General features: G+C 36.9%; 27 protein-coding genes. 12 read left to right on the forward strand and 15 right to left on the reverse strand.

Annotated elements, in window-relative coordinates; all coding sequences use genetic code 11:
* Positions 1 to 11: 11 nt before the first annotated feature.
* The 3 genes from ACSBFT_RS13110 to ACSBFT_RS13120 form a co-directional block, all read right to left on the reverse strand.
* Complete coding sequence (locus tag ACSBFT_RS13110; protein WP_463045803.1) at positions 12 to 971, reverse strand: 5-oxoprolinase subunit C family protein; 960 nt, start codon at positions 969 to 971, stop codon at positions 12 to 14.
* 103 nt (positions 972 to 1,074) lie between these two features.
* Positions 1,075 to 1,740 (reverse strand): 5-oxoprolinase subunit PxpB, encoded by a 666-nt coding sequence (pxpB, locus tag ACSBFT_RS13115; RefSeq protein WP_489600980.1) that lies wholly within the window; start codon positions 1,738 to 1,740, stop codon positions 1,075 to 1,077.
* A 21-nt stretch (positions 1,741 to 1,761) separates the two neighbouring features.
* Positions 1,762 to 3,375 (reverse strand): T9SS type A sorting domain-containing protein, encoded by a 1,614-nt coding sequence (locus ACSBFT_RS13120; protein WP_489600981.1) that lies wholly within the window; start codon positions 3,373 to 3,375, stop codon positions 1,762 to 1,764.
* 57 nt (positions 3,376 to 3,432) lie between these two features.
* Between ACSBFT_RS13120 and ACSBFT_RS13125 the strand changes: the two genes are divergently transcribed.
* Both ACSBFT_RS13125 and ACSBFT_RS13130 read left to right on the forward strand, forming a co-directional pair.
* Positions 3,433 to 3,879, forward strand: a complete 447-nt coding sequence (locus tag ACSBFT_RS13125; RefSeq protein WP_463045806.1) for a hypothetical protein — start codon at positions 3,433 to 3,435, stop codon at positions 3,877 to 3,879.
* A 12-nt stretch (positions 3,880 to 3,891) separates the two neighbouring features.
* Positions 3,892 to 5,367 (forward strand): helix-turn-helix domain-containing protein, encoded by a 1,476-nt coding sequence (locus tag ACSBFT_RS13130; RefSeq protein WP_489600982.1) that lies wholly within the window; start codon positions 3,892 to 3,894, stop codon positions 5,365 to 5,367.
* Here the strand turns inward: ACSBFT_RS13130 and ACSBFT_RS13135 are convergent.
* From ACSBFT_RS13135 to ACSBFT_RS13190, 12 genes are all read right to left on the reverse strand, one after another.
* Entirely contained in the window at positions 5,364 to 5,960 is a 597-nt protein-coding gene (locus ACSBFT_RS13135; protein ID WP_463045808.1) for a NifU family protein, read from the reverse strand. The two genes, ACSBFT_RS13130 and ACSBFT_RS13135, sit on opposite strands and share 4 nt — an antisense overlap.
* Before the next feature lie 139 nt (positions 5,961 to 6,099).
* Entirely contained in the window at positions 6,100 to 6,369 is a 270-nt protein-coding gene (gene rpmA / locus ACSBFT_RS13140; protein WP_111373861.1) for a 50S ribosomal protein L27, read from the reverse strand.
* Positions 6,370 to 6,432: 63 nt separating this feature from the next.
* On the reverse strand, positions 6,433 to 6,744 hold the full coding sequence (gene rplU / locus ACSBFT_RS13145) for a 50S ribosomal protein L21 (protein WP_463045809.1): 312 nt from the start codon (positions 6,742 to 6,744) through the stop codon (positions 6,433 to 6,435).
* Between the two features lie 99 nt (positions 6,745 to 6,843).
* Positions 6,844 to 7,485, reverse strand: a complete 642-nt coding sequence (locus tag ACSBFT_RS13150; protein ID WP_489600983.1) for a lysoplasmalogenase — start codon at positions 7,483 to 7,485, stop codon at positions 6,844 to 6,846.
* A 9-nt stretch (positions 7,486 to 7,494) separates the two neighbouring features.
* Positions 7,495 to 8,028: a 5' nucleotidase, NT5C type gene (locus ACSBFT_RS13155; protein WP_489600984.1), complete on the reverse strand. Its 534-nt coding sequence runs from the start codon at positions 8,026 to 8,028 to the stop codon at positions 7,495 to 7,497.
* A gap of 80 nt (positions 8,029 to 8,108) precedes the next feature.
* Entirely contained in the window at positions 8,109 to 9,431 is a 1,323-nt protein-coding gene (locus tag ACSBFT_RS13160; RefSeq protein WP_489600985.1) for a hypothetical protein, read from the reverse strand.
* Positions 9,432 to 10,283 carry a hypothetical protein gene (locus ACSBFT_RS13165; RefSeq protein WP_489600986.1) on the reverse strand — a complete coding sequence of 284 codons (852 nt, stop codon included), beginning with the start codon at positions 10,281 to 10,283 and terminating at the stop codon, positions 9,432 to 9,434.
* A 1-nt stretch (position 10,284) separates the two neighbouring features.
* Positions 10,285 to 10,851 (reverse strand): hypothetical protein, encoded by a 567-nt coding sequence (locus tag ACSBFT_RS13170; RefSeq protein WP_489600987.1) that lies wholly within the window; start codon positions 10,849 to 10,851, stop codon positions 10,285 to 10,287.
* Entirely contained in the window at positions 10,835 to 11,359 is a 525-nt protein-coding gene (locus tag ACSBFT_RS13175) for an RNA polymerase sigma factor (protein WP_463045815.1), read from the reverse strand. The genes ACSBFT_RS13170 and ACSBFT_RS13175 overlap by 17 nt, the downstream gene beginning before the upstream one ends.
* Before the next feature lie 199 nt (positions 11,360 to 11,558).
* Entirely contained in the window at positions 11,559 to 12,737 is a 1,179-nt protein-coding gene (locus ACSBFT_RS13180; RefSeq protein ID WP_489600988.1) for a hypothetical protein, read from the reverse strand.
* A gap of 6 nt (positions 12,738 to 12,743) precedes the next feature.
* Positions 12,744 to 12,992, reverse strand: coding sequence for a T9SS type A sorting domain-containing protein (locus ACSBFT_RS13185; protein ID WP_463045817.1), 249 nt, complete (start codon positions 12,990 to 12,992; stop codon positions 12,744 to 12,746).
* An 80-nt stretch (positions 12,993 to 13,072) separates the two neighbouring features.
* A complete protein-coding gene (locus tag ACSBFT_RS13190) occupies positions 13,073 to 13,651 on the reverse strand; it encodes a Maf family protein (RefSeq protein WP_463045818.1) in 579 nt (192 codons plus the stop codon).
* A gap of 88 nt (positions 13,652 to 13,739) precedes the next feature.
* Between ACSBFT_RS13190 and ACSBFT_RS13195 the strand changes: the two genes are divergently transcribed.
* The 10 genes from ACSBFT_RS13195 (at position 13,740) to ACSBFT_RS13240 (ending at position 22,881) form a co-directional block, all read left to right on the forward strand.
* Complete coding sequence (locus ACSBFT_RS13195; RefSeq protein ID WP_463045819.1) at positions 13,740 to 14,204, forward strand: MarR family winged helix-turn-helix transcriptional regulator; 465 nt, start codon at positions 13,740 to 13,742, stop codon at positions 14,202 to 14,204.
* A complete protein-coding gene (locus tag ACSBFT_RS13200) occupies positions 14,201 to 15,403 on the forward strand; it encodes an alpha/beta hydrolase family protein (RefSeq protein ID WP_489600989.1) in 1,203 nt (400 codons plus the stop codon). The genes ACSBFT_RS13195 and ACSBFT_RS13200 overlap by 4 nt, the downstream gene beginning before the upstream one ends.
* Positions 15,404 to 15,505: 102 nt before the next feature.
* Positions 15,506 to 15,823: a Dabb family protein gene (locus ACSBFT_RS13205; RefSeq protein WP_489600990.1), complete on the forward strand. Its 318-nt coding sequence runs from the start codon at positions 15,506 to 15,508 to the stop codon at positions 15,821 to 15,823.
* Between the two features lie 41 nt (positions 15,824 to 15,864).
* Positions 15,865 to 17,157, forward strand: coding sequence for a lactonase family protein (locus ACSBFT_RS13210; protein WP_489600991.1), 1,293 nt, complete (start codon positions 15,865 to 15,867; stop codon positions 17,155 to 17,157).
* Positions 17,158 to 17,243: 86 nt separating this feature from the next.
* Complete coding sequence (locus tag ACSBFT_RS13215) at positions 17,244 to 18,446, forward strand: ROK family transcriptional regulator (RefSeq protein WP_489600992.1); 1,203 nt, start codon at positions 17,244 to 17,246, stop codon at positions 18,444 to 18,446.
* A gap of 51 nt (positions 18,447 to 18,497) precedes the next feature.
* Entirely contained in the window at positions 18,498 to 19,421 is a 924-nt protein-coding gene (locus ACSBFT_RS13220; RefSeq protein WP_489600993.1) for an aspartate carbamoyltransferase catalytic subunit, read from the forward strand.
* The gene (locus tag ACSBFT_RS13225; RefSeq protein WP_463045974.1) at positions 19,422 to 19,934 is read left to right on the forward strand and encodes an NADH-quinone oxidoreductase subunit C; all 513 of its coding nucleotides are present in this window, start codon (positions 19,422 to 19,424) and stop codon (positions 19,932 to 19,934) included.
* A 5-nt stretch (positions 19,935 to 19,939) separates the two neighbouring features.
* Complete coding sequence (locus ACSBFT_RS13230) at positions 19,940 to 20,434, forward strand: metallophosphoesterase family protein (RefSeq protein WP_463045975.1); 495 nt, start codon at positions 19,940 to 19,942, stop codon at positions 20,432 to 20,434.
* 8 nt (positions 20,435 to 20,442) lie between these two features.
* Positions 20,443 to 21,963, forward strand: coding sequence for a hypothetical protein (locus tag ACSBFT_RS13235; protein WP_463045976.1), 1,521 nt, complete (start codon positions 20,443 to 20,445; stop codon positions 21,961 to 21,963).
* Between the two features lie 102 nt (positions 21,964 to 22,065).
* Positions 22,066 to 22,881: a L,D-transpeptidase family protein gene (locus ACSBFT_RS13240; RefSeq protein WP_489600994.1), complete on the forward strand. Its 816-nt coding sequence runs from the start codon at positions 22,066 to 22,068 to the stop codon at positions 22,879 to 22,881.
* Positions 22,882 to 22,887 lie beyond the last annotated feature (6 nt).

Below are 22,887 nucleotides of genomic sequence, written 5' to 3' on the forward strand. Positions count from 1 at the left end.
CAAATGCAGGGTCAAGAATATAACTTTACAGCAACTTTAAACTTTTTAATCTCTCTTTCCTGCTTTAGGAAAACACTTTCCGCCACTTCCATTGTAATTTCCCTGAAAGTAACATGCTGCCCAGTAGACAGTTGAGCCAATATGGGCAAATCCACCGAAATCACATTCGCAATCTTAGGATATCCTCCTGTCGTTTGATGGTCAGCCATAAGAACCACTAACTGCCCGTCAGGCAGCAACTGAATGGTTCCGAAAGCAACAGACGAAGATATTTGCTCTTTAGAATCGTGTAAATTCAAACAATCTCCCTCAAGTCTGTAGCCCATTCTATCTGCGTGCCCAGAAATAATAAAAGATTGATTAAAAACTATATCTCTGCTTGAATGATCTAAACAGGATAAATCCTTTCCCGCAATTACCCTGATCTCTTGAGAACTCTCAAATGGTGGTCTCAAATTAACATTAACCGTTTTAGGGGCCAAGTTTATCTTTTGACTGGCTTGATATAACAGTCCGTTCTTAAGATTAAGGCCTATAGAATCTCCTTTCTCTATTTTCTTACCTCCAAAACCGCCAAGTAAATTAGTGCTAGCCGAACCCAATACATTAGGAATATCGAAGCCACCCTTTACCGCTAAATATGCCCTCTCCCCACTTTGTTTTTTCCCGAAACAAAGCATGTCGCCAGGCTTTGCCATTTGAATTTTCCAACTCGAAATGCTAACGTTATTTAGTGATGCCGAGAAATTAGCACCGCCAATAGCGAAAATGGCATGTTCTTCAAAAGTAATGGTAGGTGTAGGATAATGAAACTCCAAAACCGCTTCCGCGTCTTCGTTTCCTAACAAAATGTTCAGTAACCGCATAGAAAGTGTGTCCATGGCTCCAGACGGATTAAGTCCTTTGTCTTTGAATCCACATCTTCCAATATCCTGAATACTTGTTAATACTCCAGATTTAAGAAAAATCAACTTAAAGCTTATTTAAAGTGTTCTGTAATAATAATTCACCCTTAGAGAGTTGAAGGTAGATGGATTATTGAAATTTTCAAACGAATTGGGCACAAATCTTAAATCAGGCCGGTACAAATTTGACTAAAGACCCTGGTTCCAAAAGGGTCAATTTTCTATTTTTTATATCAAACAAACTTTGCTCTGTATGCCCCAAAAGCTGCCATCCACCAGGGCTTGAGAAAGGATAAATACCTGTTTGACTACCTGCTATGCCTACACTCCCCTTGGGTACTCTTATTCGTGGCTTAGACTTTCTAGGCATAATTAGTCTTTCATCCAAGCCTCCCAAGTAAGGAAAACCTGGTAAAAAGCCCATCATATAAACCCGATAAACGGGTGCGGAATGAATATCTATTATCGCCTTTACACTTAATTTTTTAAATTCAGAAATCTCATGTAAATCTGCTCCATCATAAATGACAGGTATGCTAACAAGTGCTTTCTCAGAAGCCTCTCCAGTTAATACGTTGAAAGGAATCTCTGAAAGATAATTAGTCATAAATTGAGAAGCCGTATACCGTAATTTTACTGATTTACTAAGTACTAAAAGGTCATAAAACAGAGTAAAAGAAGCATAAGAAGGTACTACTTCTACCATTCCTGGAGGAGGATTTTTCTTAATCCATTCACAAGTACTTAAAACCAAATCATTTATTTCGGGGTCAATCTTTTGCTCAAAGTAAAGACTAATGGCTTTCTCGCTTAAAGGGTATATTTCAAATTTCATTCGATCTCATTTACCATGGTCTTAATGCACTTTGATAATCTTTTTAACAAAGCTTTGTTCTTCAATTTTGATTTGAAGATAAAACGTTTCATTCTGAACAGTAGAAACATCCAATTCAATCTCATTGATACCTCTCAAAACATCAATGGATTCATCTTTCAACAATTGTCCTCTACTACCAATCAAGCTCAGAACTCCTCGTCCCTGATACCTTGACTCAAAAGTTGCCTTCAATATGTCATTCACAGGGTTGGGGTAAACCATAAACTTCTGTTCTAAAGCTGTGCCTAAAGTAGACATGTCAAATTTGCACAAGAATACCTCATACCCTTTCAGTGTCACGGTGCCAGACCAATTTTCATAACCTACACCTATGGTCACCTCTTCATTTTCATTGCTTGCAAAAGGATTATGAGCAGCAATCAAAATCTCATTTCCTTTTACCACACCACGCCAAATAGGTTCTTTATTTTCATTATAATCTCTGGCAGAAGTCTCTAAAACGAGCCTATGTTCTCCTTCGAAAAAAGACGAAAATTCACTTAACCGAAACAGTCCCTTATTAAAATATTCATAAGTATTAAAATCAGATTCCGAACCTATCAAGGTTGGGTTTTCCCATAACCATAGGCCATCCGCACCTGAGAAGAAAGGAAAAATGGCTGTGGCTTCCGCCATCCAAGGCTTGATAAATTGATTAACCAAAGCAGCATTGGCACTATATCTTAACCAGACAAAAGGGACTACAGGTTTATCTGTCCACGCCTTATTGGCTTCTATTTGAAAAAGCAAATAGGATAAATATTCTCCAGCAAACGGATGGGGATAGTCGTAGTAATAATACGCCGAAGGCGACATGAAATCCATTTGCTCATAAAAAGCTCCTCCTACCCTACCAGAATTATCTTTACTAATAAAGTTGACGTCAGTCAACTTTGACTGCCAATCTGCCCACGACTTACCTTGAATATTACTAAAAGTGTTAAAAATAGGCGTATCTGCGTAACTGCTAATCTTGGTTTTAGCATTCTTACCATTCGCCAAAAAATCGCTAACAGACTTAGCATATAAATCTCTAATGCCCATTTTATACTGATTTAGAAAATCAGCATCAGAAAGTGCCTTGTATGATTGAGGTACTATCACATTATTTTTAAACTGAAGAATTTCGTGGTCAAACCTCCAAACACGTTCAATGTCAAACATAAAAATATCCGTGTCCACATAAGAAAAGTTTCCAAAAGTGGAGGCATACAAACGGAAATCATTATTCCATTTCGACTTATAATGCTCCAAATTATTTCCCCAAGGGCTCCTTTCCAATTCCCATGGCTGATTTTGATTAGGATAAGCCACTCCGTAATAAATCATAGCTCTATTTTCAAAGGGTACACTCGTAAGATATCTACCATCGGTAATATGTGTAAAACCATGAGTCAATGGCCCATTGGCATTTCCATTATGAATTTCACCACCATAAATCATGGTAAATGGCAAACTAAATTCAGTAAACTGAGACCAATTAATTTGCCCACTATTTGAAGGAGAAAACGAACTAAGGTTGCCACATTCTTGACCACTGGTTTGACCAAAAAACGTACAAAATAGGAATAGAAATGCAATAAAAGCTCTCAAATTTTAGCTAAATTTGTATGTTAAACGTGTTTTACAAAAGTACCCATATTTGATCTTATGAGAAAAGTTCTGCTTCTAATATTAGTCACTCTAGTTTTTGTCGCCTGCAAAGACAAAGACCCTTCGCCTAACAATAACGCTAAAGCATTAATTTCTCTAAATCAATGGCAATTAGTTAGATATACGGATACTTCCGGACAATTGATTCAAAATTCCGATTTAGATAATCAAGCTCTATTTTTATATGCCATGAACTTCGAATTTAGGGCTGGCGGGGAAGTGAGAGGAATAGATAAAGCCAGTAAGAATATTATAGAAAAAGGGGTATGGAATTTTGTCGATGAGGATACTTCCGTAGTCAATGTAAAATTGGCATCTTTAGATTATAATTTTCGAATCGTAGAAATAAAAACAGGCAAGCTGACACTTCAGGCCCCTACTGGAAATTTTCTTTCGGGAATTGGCGACGAGATCAATCTTGAATTTACTGCTGTTTCACTCTAAAACCACAAAGCATTGCAAAAAGAACACATCAGACTCATATTTGGACTTAAGCTTAAACAGTTAAGACAAGAAAAAGGATTATCGCTTCAAGACCTTTCTACTAAATCTGGCATATCTAGTTCCTATCTTAATGAGATAGAAAAGGGTAAAAAATACCCGAAAACAGATAAAATAAGTGCTCTGGCCGAAGCCTTACAGACCGAATATGATGAACTTGTTTCTTTAAAATTGGACAAAAAATTAGAACCAATTACCAAGCTTCTAAAATCCAACCTATTAACCGAGATTCCTTTCGATTTTTTTGGTGTAGATACGGCTCAAATTTTAGAGTTGTTTTCTGCAGCACCCACCAAATTGAGTGCTTTTATCAATGCTATCTTTGAGATTGGTAAGAACTATAATCTATCTGTTGAAAAATTCTATTTCGCAGCTTTAAGATCATATCAAGAACTGCATCAAAACTACTTCCCAGAATTAGAGCAAGAAGCTGAAAGGTTTATCAAGGAAAAAATCACTCATAGCCACGAACTTCTTGGCGAAAAGGAGTTAATAGAACTTCTTCAAAACCTTTATGGAATTTCTATAGAGTTTTTCGATGAAGAAGATCAGCCCTTAATAAGCAATATGCGTTCGATTTTCAGACCGGAAAGTAAAATTCTGATGATCAACAAACGCATCTCAAAGAACCAGAGAGCATTTACTATGGCCAAGGAATTAGGCTTTCAGTTCATGGAACTTAAGGAAAGGCCTTTCACAAGCTCTTCTATTGATGTCAAATCCTTTGATGAGGTCTTGAATAACTATAAGGCATCTTATTTTGCAGGAGCCATTCTTATTCGAGAATCTCTGATTATAGAATCTGTAAAAAACTGGTTCGATTCCGAAACTTGGAATCCGGACGCTTTGATAGAAATGTCTGAAAGGTTTTCTGCTACTCCAGAAACTTTATTTTACAGAATTGGAAATGTACTTCCTAAGTATTTTGGCATTGACAAATTCCTTTTCATGCGTTTTGACGCCCTTCCCGGGAGTCAGAAGTATTTCCTAACAAAAGAATTACACCTGTCCAAAAGACTGGGACCACAAGAAAACAAGGAAGAGCATTATTGCCGTAGATGGGTATCTATCAGCATTTTGGATCACTTATCAAGTAAACAAGAGGCTGGAAAATATGAGAAACCCATTGTGGATGCTCAGAAATCTTTCCTTAGTAACAGAAAAGAAGACTTCTTTGTCTTTTCAATGGCCAGACCTTTAAATATTTTAAAGCAATTAAATATTTCAGTCAGCCTGGGTTTTGAGGTAGATGAAAATCTAAAATCAAAAGTTAAATTCTTGGCAGATAAAAGTATTAGCCGCCAAGAAGTTAACCAAACTTGCGAACGCTGCGATATTTTCGATTGTAAAGAACGTGTATCCGCTCCTACTTTATTACAGAAAGAACGTCAAGAAGCAGAAATAAGAAAAGTACTGGAGACGCTAAATTAAGCCGCTTCAGCCACAACTTCTTTTACCTCTGGAACCATGTTGGTTAATAACCTTTCAATACCGTCTTTCAAAGTGACCGTAGCCGAAGGACAGCCACTGCATGAGCCTTGAAGTACCACCGTTACCACGCCAGTTTCTTCATTAAAGTCTGCAAAGTTTATTGCTCCACCATCTGATTCTACCGCTGGTCTAACGTACTGATCTAATGCCGCTTTAATTTTACCTACAGCCTCAGAGTCGTTAGCATCTACAATAAGCGTATTATTATCTATGGTAGCCTGAGCAAAAACGGGATTCTCATCATCAAAATAAATTTTCAAAAACTTCTTAAAGTCTCCCAAAACTTCTTCCCACTGGCTTTCGTCATCTTTAGTGATTGTAATAAAATTAGAAGCCAAAAACACACGCTGAACAAAAGGAAACTGAAAACAATCTGCAGCGAGTGGCGATGCCTTTTCTTTATCTAAAGCTGCCTTCATGTCAGGATAGTCAAAGGAAAGTCCTTCTGGCACTAATTCATAGTTCAGAACAAACTTCATGGAATTGGGATTGGGACTCAATTCCGTATAGATCATTGTATTTCTTTTCAGCATGTATATTTAAATTTCTCTTACTTCTAAACATCATTCTTGTGAAATTAGTTTAGAGAAAGAACATAATGTATTTATTGAATTAGTAACACAAAAAGCCGAACCCATTTCTGAGTTCGGCTAACTTGCTTAAGAACTATTCTTACGCTTGAGCTGCTTCTGCAGGTAAAACGTGAACAAAAGACTTACCGCCGCGACCTTTCTTAAAAGTCACAACACCGTCTTTTAATGCAAACAAAGTATGATCACGACCAAGACCTACATTTACACCTGGATTATGAGGAGTACCACGCTGACGAACAATAATGTTACCAGCGATAGCCGCCTGACCACCAAATAATTTTACTCCTAATCGCTTACTTTCCGACTCACGACCATTTCGAGAACTACCTACACCTTTCTTATGTGCCATTATCCTAGATATTTTATTGATTTGACTTCAAATGAAGACCAAAACCATTGAATTAATTTTTAATTAAGCTACGATGTCACTGATCATTAATTTCGTCAAATACTGACGATGACCATTGCTTTTTTGGTAACCTTTTCTACGTTTTTTCTTAAAAACTATCACTTTGTCACCTTTAAGGTGCTCTAAAATGGTACCTTTTACTTGTGCACCTTCTACAGTAGGAGCTCCTATTGTAACGGTTCCATTATTATCTACAAGGAGTACCTTGTCAAATACAAGCTCAGCGTTCGAATCACCTTCTAATCTATGAGTGAAGATGTATCGACCCTTTTCAACTTTAAATTGCTGGCCTGCGATCTCTACGATTGCGTACATTATTAATTAATTTATGTTATAAATTGGCCTGCAAAGGTACGACAAGTATTTTGAAATTACAAAGCCTCTTAAAACTTAGATATTAAAAGAAAAACACTATTAAATTCTTACACTTATATCTTGCTGCAAAAGCCCTCTCACTATTAAATATTGGGCAACGCCATATGTACTCATCACCCAAAACGAAGTCCATAGCACCGGCTGAACAAACTCATTTACCGCTATAAAAGCATCTGAGATTACAAATAAAACAGCTCCTACCAATACATTTTCAAAACTTTGGACATTCACCGTTCTGCAAGACGCCAAATAAGCCATGGTACTAATGACTAACATGTAAACATATACAGGTACCGTCATTTCTTCCGAAAGGTTATTCCATAGTACGCCAAAACAAAACAGTCCAACAAAGCCTAAAAATGGCAGTACTTTTAAAAAAGACAGTTCAACCTTTTTTCTATAAACGAAAATATAGGTCAAATGAGCAAAAAGAAAAGAACCGAGACCAAAGACAAAGAAAGATTCCCTTTCAAACATTAAGAACATATCTCCAGCCCAAGAAAACACCAATGCTAATATCAATGCCCACTTAAAGGCTAAATCCCGCCCGTTTAACCAAACCAGACCTATTAAAACGGGCATAAGCAGCGGTTTAGTCACTAAACCCATTTCGGCAATCCCGAAAACTCCCCCAATAATATTAAGGACTAGCAAAAAGAAATAAAGAATGGTTATTTTCATGGCATCTTTCTATAATAAAATGTCAGCCACTTCTTTCCAATTATGAACACGCTGATGTCCTTGGGTTTTATTATTATGAATAGCGTCAAAAAGAATGGTTTCTCCATCGAAAACACTTAAATTCTTCAGATGGTCATCAATTAAGATATCTCCTTTTAAAATACTCTTATCTCCACATAGAATCATGTTTTTCCAATGAATGAAAGGAAAGTGTTCCTCCAGCCATTCGTGTTTTTCTTTTAAAGAATTTGGAAACTCCATGGCCGCAGAAGCGATATAAACATTATATTTTTCATGGAGCTCACGTACCACTTCAATAGCATCATCTTTAACAGCCAAGTTTCTAAAAAAGCCCGGCTTGTGCAGTTGCTCTCTAATGGTAGGGTAATTTAAGCCTATTTCTTCTTCCCAAAGATCATTTTTTGATAGGCTTACTTTGGTATGATTCGTTTTAAAATGAGCGTTGTATAAATCTAAGATGCCTTGACCGGCATCAGCCATGACATCATCCATATCTAAAAAAAGTATCTTCTTTTCGGGCATATAGTTTTTTCTTCAAAGATAAGAATTTTGAAATCCCATGCCCCAGTTCCGTTTAAAGATATGATTAAGCTTTGTTTTGATTAAAATGCATACCCGAATTTGAAATATGGATTAATCATGACGTTGCCTATACTTATATTTCCTGCAGTATTATCTTGGAATTTGGTACCCACATCAATAAAATGCTTAGAACCTACCTTTTTCTGAAAACCAACTAAAGGCCCCCAAGCTGCAATCTGCTTTGTATTGCCAACCCAATTGACAAATTTTTCACTATTAAATCTACTATCAAGAAGTCCTCTTTTAACATAAGCTCCGAGATAAAGCCCATGCAAACCTTCCTGTGCTTTACCTGCCAATACTTGCTTTTTCTGAAGTGGATAATAACGTAACTCAGCGGTGGCTACCACTGTCAAATTCTCTCTAGAAACCTTTTTGTCCTCATATTTTGGAATCGTATAATTTTGCCCCCCTTCTCTTTCTACTTCAATTTGCCCCACCTGATTGTATGTGACATAACGCTGTGCTCCAATGTCCATACCTAATGAAATAGAAACAGGAAGGCTTCCCAGCTTCTGTTCGTATGCTATTTCGGTCTGGATATTCTGCTTAAATTGGTCTACATAAAACATCCCCGAAAAATCTACCTTAAAAAGGTGGCTTATTTTCTCATTGCAATTCAGGAAAGAACAGAACTCTTTAACCGCCTGTTCTCTCGGAAAATCTAAACCAAGACTGATACTGGAATAACTACTTAAATATGGAATATACTTTTTAGCCTTTTCAGTATAATTCAGAAGCCCTTGCTCATCTAAAAAAGAATCTTTCGCCCGTTTTACGCCAAGCTTTATTCCCATATCCATAAAGCTGCCAAATTGCTGACCAAACCTCAAATCAGTAACACTTCTTCCTGCCGAGTAAATATTCTGCTCATGACTAAAGTTAAAGCCTCCCAAAAATTGATTCCCATAAATGGACTCAAAATTAGAAAAGTTAAAAGTTTTAGATAGTGAAACATACTTACCTGATAAGTTTGTGTTAGCCACTTTCTTTTTGAGATATTTCCTGTATTCTAAATTTGCTATCAAATAACTCGGCATAAAATCCGCAGACCTGGTCTTTTGATAAAAATCCAACTTAACTGAATTTTGAGAAAATAGCTTAAACTCACCAGAAACCATCCAAGTTTTCTGTGTAGAAAAAATGAAATTATCAAAACTCTTTAGTCCTCCCTTAAGTCTTATTTTCACCTCTTTATCATAGCCAAAAGCATCTTCAAAAGCGTCTACAAGTTTTACTTGCTCAAAAGCATTAACCTTACTTGAACTATACTGTATATAGGTACTATCTTGAGCATAAAGCCCCTGAACCCCAATAAAAAATAGAAGTAATAACTTTTTCATTTATTTAATTTTCAAGTTGCCCGAATTCGTTTCAATTTCTAACAGGGTAGAAGACTTTTCATTATAAGCTTCAAGTCCTTTTAAAGCTTCTGGTATTTGAAGTGAGGTACCCTTTAAATCTAGTTTGTACCCAGCACGCGTCCAGTCTGGACTTGACAGTTCTATGAGAGCCTTTTTGCTAGAAATTACAATCTCCTGCCCTTCTGACAAATAACTATAAACCAGACTGCCATACGTGATATCTGCTTTAAAATCAGACTTATGAGAAGTTACCAAATTAGTACTATGGTCTGTAATAAGGTTTAGTGCCTTTATGCCCTGCCCTATGGTATTTTCACCAAAATAAGACTTCACTTTAGCGGCTCCTTCGCAGTCTGAAATTTCTGTTTGACAAAACTTCAAGTCTAAATCAAGACTAGCTTTAAGTCCTTTCAATGCCACTTCTCCAAAGCTATTACTAAGCTTTACTTCTAAGTTTCTCGGAACATAAATAATGTACTCGGCATCATAATTTGATTGTGGCTTGGCCTGTCCTTTTTTCAAAACCAGGTAGTTTCTTAAAAAGTAAGTTTTGCCCATTTTTTGATTTAAAAACTCCATATAAGCGAGTTCCTTTTCGGCTACTTCTTTATTAGGATGTTTGGTAGAGATATTGACTTTAAAACTTATGGTGGCTTTATCCCATCCTATTACTTTTACATCTGCCCGTTCTGCTGTGATTTGAATTTGTGTGAGTCCTTTAGCACTTAATTGTTTTTGTATGGATTTAGTAACGATTTGTAGTTTCACCTGACCAATGGAAACCCGTGGAAACCAAAGTAAGATTCCCAGAAATAAGATTAGCTTTTTCATATTATATGAGTTTTGCCAATTGATTTATAAGTTGTGTTTTTTCTCTTTCTATGGCCTCCAGTTGCTGTAATAAGCCTTCATCTATATTATAATCACCCATTACTTCCCTCAAATCACGCTCTGCCATTTTAAGGTATTCATATTCTGCTTTTAAGTTTTCAAACTCATGGTCATCACACGCTACCGTTTGAATTTCACAAAAAGCTAGAATCTCCTTGTATGCTTTTTCGGAACTTAGATTTTCAGGTAAAATCTTTATTTCTTCTATACTTTTTTGAGCATAAACCAAGTCTTCTTTGGATTGGAAATAAAAGACAGAAAAGCTAAAAATGACTAGTACACAGGCGGCTGCCGACCACCATTTAATTCGGTTATTTCTATCTAAAGACTTTTCTAGTTTAAGCCAAGAATCCACTTTAGGCTCATGAATGGGCAAGTCTTCCAGGTTCTGTTTTAAAACAGATTGGTCTAGCTCCTTTTCCATCTTTGACCAGAGGTCATTCTGAGGAACAAACTCTTGGAGATTTTTCAGCTGTTGCGATATGTCTTTTTTATCCTTGTGTTCCATCTAACTTTAAAACCAATTCTTTCAATTTCTTTTTCCCGTGATAAAGCTGAGACTTAGAAGTACCTACCGCTATACCCAGCATTTCACTAATTTCATGGTGTTTATAACCTTCTATTTCATAAAGCACTATCACCGTTCTAAAACCTTCTGGCAGCATCAGCAAAGCTTTTTGAAGCAGCTCTCCGTCATATTGTTTATCCCAAACAATTTCTCTTTCCGTTGCCTTAGAATCCAGATGGTCAAAAATCACACGATTACGGTATTTCCCAATTGCCTTTCTACTAACAATCACCTTAATCCAAGCTCCAAGTGTACTTTTCATCTGGAAGTTTTTAATGCCAGAGAAAACCTCTAAAAAAGCCTCTTGAAGCACGTCTTCTGCCTCCGAAAAATCACCGCATAACCTGTAAGCAAGCGTGAACATGGCCGTCTTATACTTTTCATAAAGTAACTTCTGGCATTCGCGATTTTTAGAAATACAGCCTTTTACAAGTTCGGCTTCGGTCATTCAGCGTGGTGTTTGTATTAAAGTGCAGAAAACAGGAAGAATGGTTGTATGGGTCTATAAATATCTGATTAAAATTAGATTTAGCAAACACAGAACAGCTCCTAATCCACCAGAAAGGTTGATTAAGAGATAAATAATGTTTCTATTAACGAAAGAGAAAGTTTCAAAACCGATTGGTTTTGAGAGAATATTATTTGGATTATTTCACCCAGTAAAGGTCAATACCTCCACCGAAGAAGATATTATTTGCAAGCTCATTATCATTAAAAACCCCAAGGTGAGCATCTAAAAGCATGCCTCCCATGAGCATTTTTTGAGCACCAAGGCCTAATCCCATATTAAAAGACGAGAATTTATCATACTCCCAAAACTGCCTTTTAACCTCCTCCGTACCCGTCATGACTTGGGCTGATGCTTTTAAATATAAGCCTTCTAATGTAGAGCCACCTTGCTCTATTCCTTTATGACCTACATAATATCGGAGTTCGGGAGAGAAGAAAAATGAAATATATTGACGTAAATAAGACTCCGTTGAAGCCTGTGAATCGGTAACATCTAAAAATTTAGCTCTGTAATTAAATGCTTCGGCTGTCAGGTTTATCGAAAGCCCTGATTTCCCGAAACCGTATTCATAGCCCATTTTTGGATGAAAGAAGAACCCTTTTTTTGAGACGCTTAAAACGTCATTGATACCAAACTTTAATAAATATGAATTATCTACCTTGTGGTTCAAATTCGCTTTCCAAAGCTGATTAAACTCCTTATTTCCTATAGGCAAGGCTAGATGGCTGTAAGTCTTAAGAATAACAGAATTAACGACACCCTGATTTTTCTTTTGAAGGCTCTCAATCCCCCCGAAAATGCCAAAATCTATAAAACCTTGATACTGCCTTCCGAACTTTAGGCCTAAGGCATAGTTGGTTTCATAAGGGCGATTAGCGTCTGGAGAAGTTGGAAACGAAAAAGGCAGCTCATTCAAACTACCATCCATTACCGTATAAGAAAAGAATGGAGCTAAATAAGTACTACTAAAAGACGACCCAGTTTTGAGTTTATAAAGCGGGTCAAAGAAATATCTCAGCTCTGCCACGGCTTTGAGGTCGTTGGAATAGGCTGTCCAGCTTTCTTGACTTTCTATACCTGCATTAAAGCTCCAGTGGTCAGTAAAGCCAAATTCCAAATGACCATTTACATGAAAGACATTGAAGCTAGTAGCAGACGATTTGGCACTTAAAAACCCACCAAGTTTAATAATCGCACTCAGCTTAGAACTTGAACGCTGAATAATTCTTGGTTCAGCATCTGATAAGGAATCTAGGGGAGAAGCCCAAGCATTAAGATATAAAATGGAAAGACAAAACAGGCATATAGTTTTCATAAATTATTAAGGCTGATAGCCCAAAACTATTTTTTTGGACCGAATAAATTCATCCTGATTCACAATTACGAAGTAATTCCCATCCTTTAGACCTGTCAAATCAAAGTCATGAAAACCTTTGTTATGCACTGCTTCCTGAAGAATTTTTCCGGGCAAATCCTGTAGCTGAAAGTGCGTTTCTATATCTTTTGGCACTTTTACATATACCTTCAGATCTTCTTCATTTAAATAAATTACGATATCGTCTTTTCTCATTATTTGCCCTTTCTTGCGGCAAAGATTGGTCTTAAAGGAACAATTTACAAGTAAAGCTTAATCGGAAATTGCCCTTAAAGCTAAAGAGCCACAAATTTTTGTAGTTTTTTATAAACCAAATGAATTGGTAAGCCCATTACCGTATAAAAAGAACCCTGAAGACTTTTGACTCCAATCATCCCAATGAAATCTTGAATTCCATATGCCCCAGCTTTGTCAAATGGCCTACAGGTTTTAATATAATACGCTATCTCTGCGTTGGATAATTCTTCAAAATCAACCAGACAAGAATCATAAAAACGCTCTATAACACCATCCGTTTTGAAGGCAACTCCCGTAATGACCTCATGTTTTTTCCCACTTAAAGTTTTTAACATTATGGTAGCTTCTTGCTCATTGGCTGGTTTATTGAGAATTTGCCCTTCTAATACCACCACCGTATCTGCACATAGAACTATCCTATTAGCATATTCCTGACCAAACTCCTTTAGTTTTTGCTCCGCTAAAAACACAGGGACCTCCTCGGGGCTTTGGTTCGGGTCAAAGTCCTCCGAAGTAGGTTTAGTTTCCACCTCAAACTCAAATCCAGCATTCTCTAGAATTTCACGTCTTCTGGGAGAACCAGAACCAAGTACAAAGGGTTTAGATAATTTAATCATAAATAGAACTAAAGAAAGAAGTTTTAACGTTTCTAAGTTGAACAACGCCAGTAATTTTACTATATGTAATGCGTAGTTTTGCAAAGTTATGACATTAGAAAAAGATATAAAGCAAACCAGAGCATTTAAGAGTCCGGTAGAAAAAACTATGGTAAACGTGATGTTTACTAATAATAAAATTTGCGATTCACAGTTTAAAAGCTTGAAGAAGTTTGATATAACTTCTCAACAATATAATGTATTAAGAATACTCAAAGGGCATTTCCCAGAACCTATCACTATTAATGGCATCATTGAAAGGATGTTGGACAAGATGTCTAACGCCTCCAGATTAGTAGATAAGCTGCTTCAAAAGGGATATGTCAAAAGAACTTTTAGAGAGGATGATAGAAGAGCCTGCGATGTGCTCATCACAAAAGAAGGTCTTGATTTTTTAGACAAAGTTATGGCTAACATTGGCGTAGAAAACTTGTTCGAAAATATTATTACAACAGAAGAACTAGAAACTTTAAATGCTTTGTTAGACAAATTCAGAGCCGCTTACGAAAAATGAAAAAACTACCATTAGCATTTCTTCTATATCTCTCCATATTCTGCTTCAGTTCTTGTCAATCGGATGATGTTCCGGTACAAGAAAATAAATTCTTGGTCAATACAGCGTTGGTTGGCACCCTAAATAAAGAAGAATTTAAAGAAAAGATAGCTCCAATATTGGGGGCACAAGGTAGCCAAGCCTTGTTTTTTGTTCAATACGGCATTCAGCAATATAGAATAACCTACCAGACTAAAGATGTAAATGGAAACGCTATTACAGCTTCTGGTGCAGTATTAATACCCGCAGAGGCGGCAGGTAGCTTAGCTATGGGTAGCTTACATCACGGCACCCTATTTAATGAAGAAGACGCCCCCTCCTATTTTAAGTTTGAAACGGAAACTACTTTGGCTTCATTTATGGCCTCAACTGGAATTATAATTGGCATGCCAGATTATGTAGGTTATGGCGAATCCAAAAACCTTTCTCACCCCTACGAGCATTATCGCGGTTTAGGAGAACCTGGGGCAGATTTTATCAGAGCTATGGCAGAAATGGTCAAAGCAGAAGGGCTAGATTGGAACGGCGTATTGATGTTAGGTGGTTATTCAGAAGGTGGCTATGCCGCCATGTCCACGCACAAGTGGATTGAAGATAATCTTTCAAACGAATTAAAGGTTAAACTTTCTGTCTGTGGGGCAGGTGCTTATAATAAAACAGCTTCATTTAATAGGCTAGTCAATCAAACCGGCAGTTCGGCTCTTTCCAACAACAGGTCTTACGTTTGGGTACTTCAGACTTATAATGAGATTTATGGTTTAAATAAACCCATGTCTTATTTTTTCAAAGAACCTTATGCCAATAATATCATAAATCAGGGCTTAAATGTGGAAATCAATGTGAGCTTAAACGAAATCCTCACAGATCAGTTTAAGTCAGACTTTAATGCCGGAACCTATCCAGAATTAACGAAGGCCATTGCAGATAACGACATCTACGATTGGAAACCGAAAGGAGTTGTTAAGCTTTACCATGGTACCAGTGACGATTACGTGCCTTTTATTAATTCTGAGACTGCTTTAGCAGCTATGCAAAAAAATGGTGCTGCAGATGTGACACTAACCAGAGTAGAAGGTGGAACGCATGGCTCGACTATCAGCGAATATTTCTTTGGGGTTTTACAGTTATTCTCCACTTATAAATCTCCTTCTTTCCAATAGATTTAATGGGCATGTTAAGTTGCCTTGAAGATAGATAATCTTATGATCTCTTTATTAATAAATTAGAGTGGCTATTTTTGTTGAAAAAATAGAATATCATATATGTCTTCATTACAGAAAGGATTTGTACACACTGTTTATTTTTGGTTAAAAGAAAAAGACAACGCTGAGCATCACGCAGCTCTTCACGCTGGTCTAATGAAGCTAGCCGAAAATGAAAGAATTTCTGCGGCTTTTGTAGGAACACCAGCAGATACTAGCAGACCGGTTATTGATTCAACTTATGACTTCTCCATTACTTTTATCTTTAAGAATAAGGAAGACCATGACGTTTATCAAGTTCACCCCAAGCACATGGAGTTTATCGAAAACTGCTCTCAGTTGTGGGATAAAGTTCAAGTTTATGATGCGATAAGTTAATTATTGCATGGGGCTTTGCCCACTTAATAATCCTAATATAAATGAAAAATACGTTACTTTCCTTTTTAATAATTCCAATACTTTCTCTAAACACTTTTGGCCAAAACATAACCTTTGATGCTAAAGGGCTTGTTTTTCTTTCAGATGCAGACATGTCTGCTTTTTCACTCATTGATGGTCAATTAAGGAAAACTACAGAGGGCATAGATCAGCTTTCTAGTCTAACGTTTCCGCTATCTTATGCAAACCCTGTTCAGATAAAAAGCGATAAGGCATCTAATTCAGTATTGAATAGTAAGCGAAACATTTCCATTTCTTCCAATCAGAAACTCGCCTACGTTTTAGAGACAAAAGGCGAAACTTCTACCTCACAAACAGCCTTCAAAAACATGGAGGATGATTTTCCTATGGGGAAATATGTAACCGTAGTAAATATCGCCAATCTTAATCAACCAGAATCTCAGTATAGATTTCCGGTAGGTGAAAATCCGAGTTCATTAGCCTTAGATCCCAAAAACGGCTATTTGGCGGTTACTTGTGATCAATACGGTAAAGAGATTCAAGTTTTTGAATTAGACAATTCTGGCAAGCCACAAAGAATCATCAAAAAACCAAATAATTTCAACCCCGGAAGGATTGTTGACATTGTATGGCACCCTAGTGGAGATTATCTGGCATATATAAATGAAGATGAAGCTCAAGCAGGTCTTATACGGGTATTAAGAGATGGACCTACCCAGCAGATTATAAGATTGGAATCTTTGGGAGAACCAGTAACCATTGGCGGTAAGCCTACCATGGGGAAATTTACACCTGACGGCAAATATTTCTTAATCTTAGATAAAAGGAAAGAACTTACAGATCAGAACTCTAGAGAAAAAGGAGAGCTATTTGTTGTTAAATTTAATATTGAAACAGCCTCTCATTTCTTATTAGCGAAAGCCTCTGTTGGAGAAAACCCACTGGGCTTTGAAATACACCCAGAAGGAAACTACATACTTGTCAATAACCTTAAACGCTCATTTTATCCTCCAGAAAAATTTGCAGATTCAGGGGAGTCTTCCTTGTCTGTATTACATCTAGACCACGATGGCTCAATCTCTAACAAAGAAGAGTTTCCTATTTCTGGCATTCTTCCTGCATCGGTGGTCTTTGATAAAACTGGAAGAAATATTGCATTCTCTGTTTATCAATACCTTACATTCGGATTTTCTTTTGGTGGCATAGAATTTTTGAAATTCAACCCACAGGCAAAAAAAATGATTGAGTATCAAAAAGGTAAAATTTATGTCCCTAGAGGTATCAATAGTCTAAGGGTTATAAAGGAATACTAATATTTACTAAAAAAATTACAAAAAGAGCTAAAGGTTTGCCTTCCTAGGTTAAATTTGACCCTTAATTAATAATTTTTTTTAGGAATATGGCATCAGATCCGCTCTTTCTCTCCCCTCAATCCTTGGTTGATAGTAAAAAGAGAAGAAGTTATACAAAAATTCTTTCGTCGCTCTATAAAAATAGTAGTACCTCCATTGCTAATTTAGGTAAAGAGCTCCATACCAGTGTGCCTTCCATCACATCTATGCTGGCAGATTTAATAGAAAACAACTGGGTGAAAGAAACAGGATCTGCAAAAACAAAATCTGGAAGAAGGCCAGTTTTTTACAACCTGAACCCCTCTAAAAAGAAAATTCTGGTTATAGATGCCAACCTTTATCAAACCAGCTTCGTGTTCTTAAATCTCAGAAATGAGATCATCACGAAAACAACCTTAAAAATTAACATTTCTTCTCCCAAATACTTAACGGAAGTATGCAAAGAGTTGGACAATCTGTTCAATATAAATACAGATACTTGGGCCGTGGGTATCTCTGCTCCTGGTCTCATAGAATCTAAGAAAGGTTTAAACTTTACTTATGAAAATTTAAACCAAAATGGCCAGTCCTTCGCTGAAGTACTAAACGCTAAATATAACATCCCTGTCTTCAGCATTAACGATACTAGAGCTTCTTTGCTTGGCGAGCACCATTTTGGTCTAGCCAAAGATAAGCTTAACGCTGTCCTGGTAAATTTAGATTGGGGCGTAGGTTTAGGTATTTTACATAACGGTGTTATCGTTAAAGGAACAGATGGTTTTGCGGGAGAAATAGGACATATTCAAGTCAACCCAAACGGCGAGCTATGCCACTGCGGTAAGGTAGGCTGCCTTGAAACTGTTGCCTCTGCTTCGGCCTTAATTCGTACCGCTCAGCAAGGCATAAAAGACGGTAAAGCCACTGCTCTTCTTAAGCTAAAAAAGGAAATTGAACTTAAAGATATTATTAATGCTGCCAATAAAGGAGACGAATTCAGCATTGATATCATTTATGATATAGGCAGAGAACTAGGCAAAGGGCTTTCCACTGCCGTTCACCTTTTTAACCCAGAGATCATCATTGTGGATGGTATTTTAAAAACTGCCGGAGACCTTATAGTGTCTACCCTTCAGCAATCTATACAGAAGTACTGCCTGGCTCCTTTCAAGCAAAATTTGATAGTGCAAGTCTCTCCACTTAGTGAAGAAGCGAAACTTTTCGGAACCAAATCATTTGTTTTTCAAAGGATGATGGAATTTTATGCCAGCTAAGCCTGCTATCACCACAGAATTAATTAAATTTGCGAAACTTTTTAGTTCCGAATGCAATCATTAACTACGCGGCATTTATTAGGAATCAAGCATCTCCAGACCTCCGATATTGGACTCATTCTGGAAACAGCTAAGGAATTTAAAGAGGTCATAAACAGACCAATTAAAAAGGTTCCTTCACTCCGAGATATTACCATTGCCAATGTCTTCTTTGAAAACTCAACCCGAACAAGACTCTCTTTTGAGCTTGCCGAAAAGCGACTTTCTGCGGATGTCATAAACTTCTCATCCGCCTCTAGCTCTGTTAAAAAAGGGGAAACGCTCCTAGATACGGTGAATAACATCTTATCTATGAAAGTGGATATGATAGTGATGAGACACAGTAGCCCCGGTGCCCCAGATTTTCTAGCCAAAAAGATAAAAGCCAATATTGTAAACGCAGGAGACGGTACCCACGAGCATCCTACACAAGCTTTATTAGACGCCTATTCTATGCAAGAGAAAGTAGGAGATTTAGCGGGCAAAAAAGTAGCTATCATTGGAGACGTGCTTCATTCTAGAGTAGCCCTCTCAAATATTTTTTGCCTACAAAAACTTGGAGCAGAGGTAAGAGTATGCGGGCCAAGTACACTGATCCCAAAACACCTTCCTAGCCTAGGCATAACAGTCATGCATGATGTAAACGAAGCCTTGGCTTGGTGCGACATCGCCAATGTACTTAGGATTCAATTGGAGCGTCAGCAAATTAAATACTTCCCATCTTTAAGGGAATATTCTTTATACTTCGGTATCAATAAAGCCATGCTAGACAGGCTAGATAAAAAGATAGTGCTCATGCATCCTGGCCCCATCAATAGAGGCGTGGAATTGAGCTCAGATGCTGCGGATTCTGAACATTCCATTATACTTAATCAGGTGGAAAACGGTGTGGCAGTTAGAATGGCGGTTTTGTACCTTTTAGCCCAAAAAAACTAAATGGATTTTTCATCGTTTGAAAATATTGCCACAGCTATAAGCACCAATTTTGGTTCGGAGGCTATTCTGGATACCAATGCCACAGCCATTCAACCCTATGTCATTATTGACAAAGATAATCTTCCTAAAATCTGTGCGTTCTTACATACAGACCCACGATTTTACTTCGATTTTTTAAATTGCATTACCGCTATTGACAATGGCCCTGAAGCAAACTCCATGGAACTTTGGTATCACCTAACTTCTATTCCATTTGAAAAATCATTTATTATTAAATTGATTATCAATAGAAATCCAGAAGAAAACGAAACACTGCCAAGTGTACCAACCCTTACAGGAGTTTGGAAAACGGCCGACTGGCACGAACGTGAGGCTTTTGACCTTCTTGGTATTAACTTCTTAGAGCACCCAGACTTAAGAAGAATACTATTGCCTGCCGATTGGGTTGGTTATCCGTTAAGAAAAGATTACCAAGAAATGGAAGAATACCACGGCATAAAAGTTAAATACTAGTTATTATGTCGCTCATTGGTCTTATTTCTGACACACATGGTTATTTAGACCCAGAAATTTCAAATCACTTTTCAGACTGCGACCAAATCTGGCACTTGGGAGATATAGGAACAGAAGAAGTGCTTTTCGCACTAGAGGCCATTAAACCCGTGATTGCCGTATTTGGTAACATTGACACCAAAGAATTAACGTGGAAATTAAAAGAAAATGAAGTAATAGAATTGGAAGGACTTCGTTTTTTATTAAGACATATCGCAGGAAAACCCCCGACCTATAATAAGGCCACTAAAGAAATCCTAAAGACCGAAGCCATAGATGTTCTGATATGTGGGCACTCTCATCAAAAAGCCATCATAAAAGATAGGGATAACGGGATAGTTTTTATAAACCCAGGAGCCGCAGGGAAACAAGGGTTTCACAAAGAACGATATGCCCTTAAAATGACAGTAGGGAATAAAAAAATCACTAATTTAGAAGTGATAAACCTAGGAAAAAGATAAAGCTATAGATGGCATTGAAAAGAACACAAAAACGGGCATTTTTAACACAAAAGGGATTTCTACATCAAATTTTCTTAGGGCTTTCTCTCCTATCATTGGCATTTAATACCTCGGCACAATTGGTCACGGAAAAGAGGGTGGACATTGAACTTAATAGCTCCCAGAATGATGAATTTAATGTTATCTCTTTCAAAGAGAAAGGCGTTATACTTTTAGATAGCAAAGCCAATAATTTTGGACGAGATATTCAAATCAATTTCATAAAATACGACACCACGCTTAATCACGTGTGGTCTAATACCTATCAACCGGGATTTCTCTACAAGCTGGTTAAGTATTACGAAAGTAAAGACTTCTTATACTGCCTTTTTAGAGAAGAGGAAAAACAGGGTATTTTCATCTTAAGACTAGACATTATTACAGGTGACTATGTAGTTTCTGAAACCAGCCTGTTGACACGAATGGATATTGATCTTTTTTCCGTATTAAAAAGTAAGGCATTGATTGGAGGAAGGTATAATGACAGACCCGTAGTAGAAATGGTAAATCTCTTTGCCAACACCTCCAAAGTCTTACCAGAAATACACTCCAACAACGTAAAAATCAACAATATAGAGGTAAACTCAGACGAAGGGTTGGTTTATGTTTTATTGAAAAACTCCAAGAACTGTAAGCTTTTCCTAAAAGTATATGACTACGACGGCAAAATAATTGGTGAGAAAATACTGGGCGAAAAGAACAAACTACCCTTAAACGGTCGATTGATCCAAATCCCTAACGGGGATTATGTTTTAGCCGGAAATTATGCCGACAACTGTTCCGATTATTCGGTTGGTTTTTATACGCATTCCTTAAGTAAAAATGAAGAAACCAAATATTATGACTTTGTGGATTTGGAAAATTTCTTAAGTTATATGCCTGAAAAAAGACAAAACAGGGTAGCCTCAAAAATAAGAAAGAAGAACTTAAAAGGGAAAGATTTTAAATTAAGACAAAGACTCATTATCCAAGACCCTACAGAAAACCCAGATGGTATGACCATCATGGCAGAAGTTTTTTATCCCGAGTATAAAAACTATGTTTCTAATTTAAATTCCCTCGGCAGAAATTATAGATGGGGAGATAACAATTATTACACTTACAATAACTTCAGATATACGCATGCACTCATTCTGAATTTTGACAAGAATGGTAAATTGCTTTGGGATAATAGTATAAGCCTTAAGGATTTGGAAAGTAGAACGCTAGACCACAAAGTTCAGTTTTCAGTAGTTGGAGATAAATATATTTTAGCCTATCCCGATGAAGGAATAATCAAAACTTCCATTTTAGATAAAAATGCACAAACCATAGAAGAACTGCCATTAGTGCTAAAAAGTGAGGACAAAAAAGTGCTTGAAACCTCGCAAAGTGAGCTTTCTGCCTGGTATGGCCAAGCTTTTTTGGCTTATGGAATTCAAACATTGAAACAAAATAGTGCCGTCTACTCTAAACAAGTTTTCTATCTAAGTAAGCTTACTTACCAATAGTGAGGTTACCTAAAACCAATGTGAGTTCGACATAATTACGAGGGGCTTTTAATGGTTGAAATTCAATAAACGCAAAGGGCGAGACTATAAAGAGTTCTCTTTATGAGCATTATCATAAAGGAATATGTTGACCCATATAATAATCTAGCTCAAGCTAGATTTTATTTGCTTTATATGAAGCATCTTCTTTTCCTATTCTTTATTGTCCATTTCATGGCCCTCGGGCAAGATGAATTATCACAACTCGCCCTTGATAGAAATATTGAATTCAATCAGAAAGACAACTTGAGAGAACTTGCCCTTAAATCTTACTTTGGCCATCAACCTAAACTCCTTTCTTATAATGCCTTAACACAAAGATTAGACAGTACCAATGTAAACCAATGGTTAAAAGTAGCTTCAAGAAACTCTTCCCTTAGCCCTTTAATGAGCCATTTAGACCCAGATTTTTCAGAATACACCGCTAGCCTACAATACAAATTTCATCCAGATTATTACAAATTAGCCGAATTCCAAAACTTTTTCAGATGGGTCAATAGATTTGAACATTCCTCATTTATATTCATTAATGTAGCCTCTAATGAGCTTATTTTCTATAAAAATAACCAGCCTTGGCTCACCATGAATGTCATAGTGGGCACTTCTAAAAACAAAACCCCTATTATAGCTACGGAAGCAGACGCCCTCGTGGTTTACCCCTATTGGACCGCCACAAGAAACATTGCGGTAAACGAAATCTTACCTAAAGTAAAAGAGGATATAACTTATTTGGATCGAAATAATTTTGAGGTTCTAAACGAAAAATATCAGATTATAAATCCTGCAAAAATTCGTTGGGACACCCTAAATTCTAAAAACTTCAATTATAAATTCCGTCAAGGAACAGGTTGTGACAACGCACTAGGTTTATTAAAATAAATATCA

The organism is Arcticibacterium sp. SM2516, from assembly GCF_057914865.1.